The sequence below is a fragment of the Serratia sp. GW822-FHT06D09 genome (genome assembly GCF_058799515.1).
Genome location: NZ_JBXALO010000020.1, coordinates 21,291 through 25,770 on the forward strand (window position 1 = coordinate 21,291; position 4,480 = coordinate 25,770).

A 4,480-nucleotide genomic window follows, 5' to 3' on the forward strand; every position below is an offset into this window, starting at 1 on the left:
TTGCGAGGGAACAGGCGATGCAGGCACAGGAAATCGGCTTACGGATGCGCGGAGTCACTGGGCTTGGCACAGCGCAGGCCAGCCAGATAATACGGCAGTTGATCTGGGCCGGTGGAGAACCTTCCCGCTTGCTGCATGAACTGGGGCTGAATACCCGACAGCAGGCGCAGTTTCGCCAGGCGGATCCGCGTTATCTGGCTGCCACGCTTGCCTGGCTGGAACAGCCAGACCATTTTCTGTGGATCTACGGTGAGAGCGGCTATCCAGAGCGGTTGCTTCATATCGACGATGCCCCTTTGCTGCTGCTGGTCAAAGGTAACCCGGAAGCGGTGCAGCAGCCGCAAATCGCCATGGTCGGCAGCCGCCAGTTTAGCCACTACGGTGAGCACTGGGGCAATTACTTTACCACCGGTCTGGTTCACTGTGGGTTTACCATCACCAGCGGGTTGGCTCTTGGCATTGATAGCGTCTGCCATCGCGCAGCACTTGCGGCAGGAGGACATACGGTGGCCGTTCTGGGCAGTGGCCTGGCCAATATCTATCCGCGCCGACATCGCCGTCTGGCCGAAGAGATCGCTGATAGTGGCGGGGCTTTGCTCTCAGAATATTTGGTCACCGATTTGCCGATGCCGGACCATTTCCCACGCCGTAACCGCATCATCAGTGGGTTAAGTCTGGGCGTGGTGGTAGTTGAAGCCTCTCTGCGCAGCGGGACGCTGATTACTGCCCGCTGTGCGCTTGATCAGGGACGTGAGGTTTTCGCTTTACCCGGTGCGCTGGGTAACCCAATGAGTGAGGGTACACACTGGCTGATCCAACAGGGTGCTTATCTGGTTACCGGGCCGAAAGAGATCGCGGAACAGCTGGGAAGCGGCCTGCATTGGCTGTCGTTGAACGAAAATACAACTATTTGTGCGTCAGAAGCCGAAGTTGAATTGCCATTTGCCGATGTGTTGGCTAACGTAGGAGATGAGGTGACACCTGTTGACGTCGTCGCTGAACGTGCCGGCCAACCTGTGCCAGAGGTAGTAATCAAATTACTCGATCTGGAGTTAGCAGGGTGGATCGCAGCTGTACCCGGCGGCTATGTCCGAATAAGGAGGGCAGGCCATGTTCGACGTACTGATGTACTTGTTTGAAACTTATATCCACAATGAACCAGAGATGCGCGTCGATCAGGATCAACTGACTGATGATCTCGCTCAGGCGGGGTTTGATCGGGATGATATCTACAACGCGTTGAATTGGCTTGAAAAACTCGCTGACCTGCAGGAAGGCGAAAATGCGCCGTATTTTATGGATGCCGATCCGCTGGCCATGCGGATTTACACCGAAGAAGAAGGCGTGCGTTTGGATGCCAGTTGCCGTGGTTTCCTCCTGTTCCTGGAGCAGATTCAGGTATTGAACCTCGAAACCCGTGAAATGGTTATCGATCGTGTTATGGCTTTGGATAATACGGAATTCGATCTCGAAGATCTGAAATGGGTAGTGCTGATGGTGCTGTTTAATATCCCTGGGTATGAAAGCGCCTATCAGCAAATGGAAGAACTGTTGTTTGAAGTAAACGAAGGTTATCTGCACTGAGCCGATAACATCTATAGAAGAAGTTATGACAAAAGCCGCGATTTTTGCCGCCAGGCAAAATGAACCCTGTCCGGAATGTGGGGCCGAATTGGTGATCCGCAGTGGTCGCCACGGCCCTTTTCTCGGCTGTTCCCGTTATCCTGAGTGCCAACATATTCGACCGCTAAAAGCGCAGGCCGATGGGCACATCGTCAAGATGTTGGACGGGCAGGAATGCCCCAAATGCCAGGCGACGCTGGCATTGCGCCAGGGCCGTTATGGTATGTTTATCGGTTGCAGCAACTATCCGGAGTGCGATCACACCGAGGTCATCGATAAACCGGACGAAACCAGTATCAGTTGCCCGCAGTGTGGTCAGGGCAAACTGCTGCAGCGTAAATCACGCTATGGTAAGGTTTTCCACGCCTGCGATCGCTACCCTGAATGTCAGTTTGTCCTCAATTTTAAACCCGTCGCCGGTGAGTGCGAGTACTGCCACTACCCGCTGCTGATGGAAAAGCGTTCGGCAAAAGGCCCAGTCCTTTGCTGTGCCAGTAAGCTTTGCGGAAAACCCGTAGCAACCACAGAATAATGACGCCATGAACTCAGATACCACTCCTCTCTTTACACCCATTATTGACGCGCTGCATCTTCAGCAGGTTATCGCTTACCCTACAGAAGCCGTATTTGGCTTAGGGTGCGATCCTGACAGTGAACAAGCGGTAAATGCATTGCTGGCCCTCAAACAGCGGCCTTGGGAAAAGGGACTGATCCTGATCGCTGCCGATTATGCGCAGTTAGCACCTTATATAGATGACAGTGCACTCAGCGAGCGGCAGCGGGCTGCCATTTTTGCCAGTTGGCCCGGTCCGGTCACCTGGGTGATACCTGCTCGTCCGGAAACGTCGCGCTTGTTGACCGGCCGTTTCAACTCTCTGGCGGTACGTGTCAGCGATCATCCACTGGTTCAGCAGCTTTGCCGAGGATTCGGGAAACCGCTGGTCTCGACCAGCGCCAACCTCAGCGGGCAAGAGCCTTGCCGCAGCGCCGAGGAAGTGCAGAAGCAGTTTGGCGTCGCTTTCCCGGTGTTAGCCGGCAGCGTTGGTGGCCGCCTTAATCCTTCAGAAATCAGAGATGCCCTGAGCGGCGAACAGATCCGTCAAGGCTAGAGGTAATGTGAATGGAGAAGTTTGCAGTATTCGGTAATCCTATCAGCCACAGTAAATCACCGCGCATTCATGCGTTGTTTGCCGCTCAAACTGGCATAGAACATCCCTATGGTACGGTGTTGGCACCGCTGGACGGTTTCGAAAAGGCGCTGCAAGCGTTCATTCACGCTGGTGGTCAGGGGGCGAACGTCACGGTACCTTTTAAAGAGCATGCCTACGAGGCTGCGTCTGAATTGAGCGAGCGTGCCTCGTTGGCCGGAGCGGTCAATACGCTCAAGGTGCTGCCGGACGGTGGGTTGCTGGGTGACAATACGGACGGGATCGGCCTGCTGACCGATCTGGAACGCCAAGGGCTGATCAAACCAAAGGATCGCATTTTGCTGGTGGGGGCGGGGGGCGCAGCACGGGGCGTGATCTTGCCGCTGTTGTCTTTTGGTTGTGAGATGACGATCACCAACCGCACTTTCAGTCGTGCGCAAATGCTGGCAGAAAGTTTTCAGCATCTCGGTGAAATCACCGCCTTGCCTCTGGATCAACTCGATCAACAACAGTTTGATTTAGTGATCAACGCTACGGCGTCCGGGATCAGCGGCGAGATCCCGGCATTGCCGGTTGGCACTATCACTGGCAACACGCGCTGTTATGACATGTTTTATCAGCAGGGGTTAACGCCGTTTCTGACCTGGGCACAGCAACAGGGTGCTACAGAATATGCTGACGGATTAGGGATGCTGGTGGGGCAGGCCGCGCATGCGTTCCTGTTGTGGCACGGCGTGATGCCGGAGATAGAGCCAGTACTGCGCCAACTGCGTCACGAGTTGGCGGCATAACCTTGTGCCCGTTCTCTTGCCAGGGAACGGGCGCTTGTCAGATGTCTTCAGACAAATATTCGTCTTTCCAACGTACATAGTTAGTAGAAGAGTAGAGCAGCCCTTCCAACTCAGCTGCAGTCAATGGCCTAATCTGACGTGCCGGACTTCCCATATAAAGATAACCGCTCGCCAGACGTTTACCCGGAGCCACCAGGCTGCCGGCACCAATCATCACATCATCTTCTATTACTGCACCATCCAGCAGGATCGATCCCATCCCTACCAATACCCGGTTGCCTATGGCGCAACCGTGCAGCATGGCTTTGTGGCCTACGGTCACGTCTTCCCCGATCAACAGCGGGTAACCTTCTGGGTTATGTTCGGACTTATGAGTCACGTGCAGCACGCTGCCATCCTGAATATTACTGCGCGGACCGATCTTTACCGCGTTGACATCGCCGCGGATGGCAACCAGCGGCCAGATACTGACGTCATCGGCCAGCTCAACGTTGCCGATCACCACGCTGGAAGGGTCGATCATTACGCGTTGACCCAGTTTTGGAGAGTAATGAAGATAAGAACGCACTGCATCGGACATGGTAATAGCCTCACGTCGGGATCATATTTACCGGCAATACTAGACGTTGGCGGTGGAATTACAACCAACTGAAGCTACGGATCTTAAGGAAAATGGCGCTGATCGCGCAAGATCCGCCCGAAAGGGCTGAAAAGTGCGCAAACGGAAAGAAAAGATCAAAAAAGGGGTTGTGCAAAAAACTCGGATCCCTATAATGCGCCTCCATCGACACGGAACATGTGAACAACTTCACAGAGTCTCCGGGGTTCGAAGAGAAAAAACCCTGAAATTTAGGGGTTGACTCTGAAAGAGGAAAGCGTATTATACGCCACCTCGAGATAGCAAGCTACGGCGGCTAA

General features: G+C 54.3%; 6 protein-coding genes. 5 read left to right on the plus strand and 1 reads right to left on the minus strand.

From position 1 onward, the window contains the following. Positions 1–17 precede the first annotated feature (17 nt). From dprA to aroE, 5 genes are read left to right on the plus strand one after another with little or no spacing between them, the layout of a single operon-like run. Entirely contained in the window at positions 18–1,139 is a 1,122-nt protein-coding gene (gene dprA, locus AC1RKG_RS24555) for a DNA-protecting protein DprA (protein WP_493183823.1), read from the plus strand. Next, on the plus strand, positions 1,111–1,584 hold the full coding sequence (gene smg, locus AC1RKG_RS24560) for a DUF494 family protein Smg (RefSeq protein WP_046372501.1): 474 nt from the start codon (positions 1,111–1,113) through the stop codon (positions 1,582–1,584). Before dprA ends, smg begins: the two co-directional genes overlap by 29 nt. A gap of 25 nt (positions 1,585–1,609) precedes the next feature. Further along, positions 1,610–2,155: a DNA topoisomerase family protein gene (locus AC1RKG_RS24565; RefSeq protein WP_020837220.1), complete on the plus strand. Its 546-nt coding sequence runs from the start codon at positions 1,610–1,612 to the stop codon at positions 2,153–2,155. 7 nt (positions 2,156–2,162) lie between these two features. After that, positions 2,163–2,732, plus strand: a complete 570-nt coding sequence (tsaC, locus tag AC1RKG_RS24570; RefSeq protein WP_128865726.1) for an L-threonylcarbamoyladenylate synthase type 1 TsaC — start codon at positions 2,163–2,165, stop codon at positions 2,730–2,732. An 11-nt stretch (positions 2,733–2,743) separates the two neighbouring features. Continuing rightward, the gene (aroE, locus tag AC1RKG_RS24575) at positions 2,744–3,562 is read left to right on the plus strand and encodes a shikimate dehydrogenase (protein ID WP_493183824.1); all 819 of its coding nucleotides are present in this window, start codon (positions 2,744–2,746) and stop codon (positions 3,560–3,562) included. Positions 3,563–3,599: 37 nt separating this feature from the next. On the opposite strand, the gene AC1RKG_RS24580 is transcribed toward aroE, so the two are convergent. Continuing rightward, on the minus strand, positions 3,600–4,142 hold the full coding sequence (locus tag AC1RKG_RS24580; protein WP_020837217.1) for a gamma carbonic anhydrase family protein: 543 nt from the start codon (positions 4,140–4,142) through the stop codon (positions 3,600–3,602). Positions 4,143–4,480: the final 338 nt, after the last annotated feature.

What these genes read in the sequence shown, in the direction of transcription:
- AC1RKG_RS24580 (WP_020837217.1), bottom strand. Translation starts at nt 4,142, where the DNA reads ATGTCCGATGCAGTGCGTTCTTATCTTCATTACTCTCCAAAACTGGGT.
- dprA (WP_493183823.1), top strand. Translation starts at nt 18, where the DNA reads ATGCAGGCACAGGAAATCGGCTTACGGATGCGCGGAGTCACTGGGCTT.
- tsaC (WP_128865726.1), top strand. Translation starts at nt 2,163, where the DNA reads ATGAACTCAGATACCACTCCTCTCTTTACACCCATTATTGACGCGCTG.
- smg (WP_046372501.1), top strand. Translation starts at nt 1,111, where the DNA reads ATGTTCGACGTACTGATGTACTTGTTTGAAACTTATATCCACAATGAA.
- AC1RKG_RS24565 (WP_020837220.1), top strand. Translation starts at nt 1,610, where the DNA reads ATGACAAAAGCCGCGATTTTTGCCGCCAGGCAAAATGAACCCTGTCCG.
- aroE (WP_493183824.1), top strand. Translation starts at nt 2,744, where the DNA reads ATGGAGAAGTTTGCAGTATTCGGTAATCCTATCAGCCACAGTAAATCA.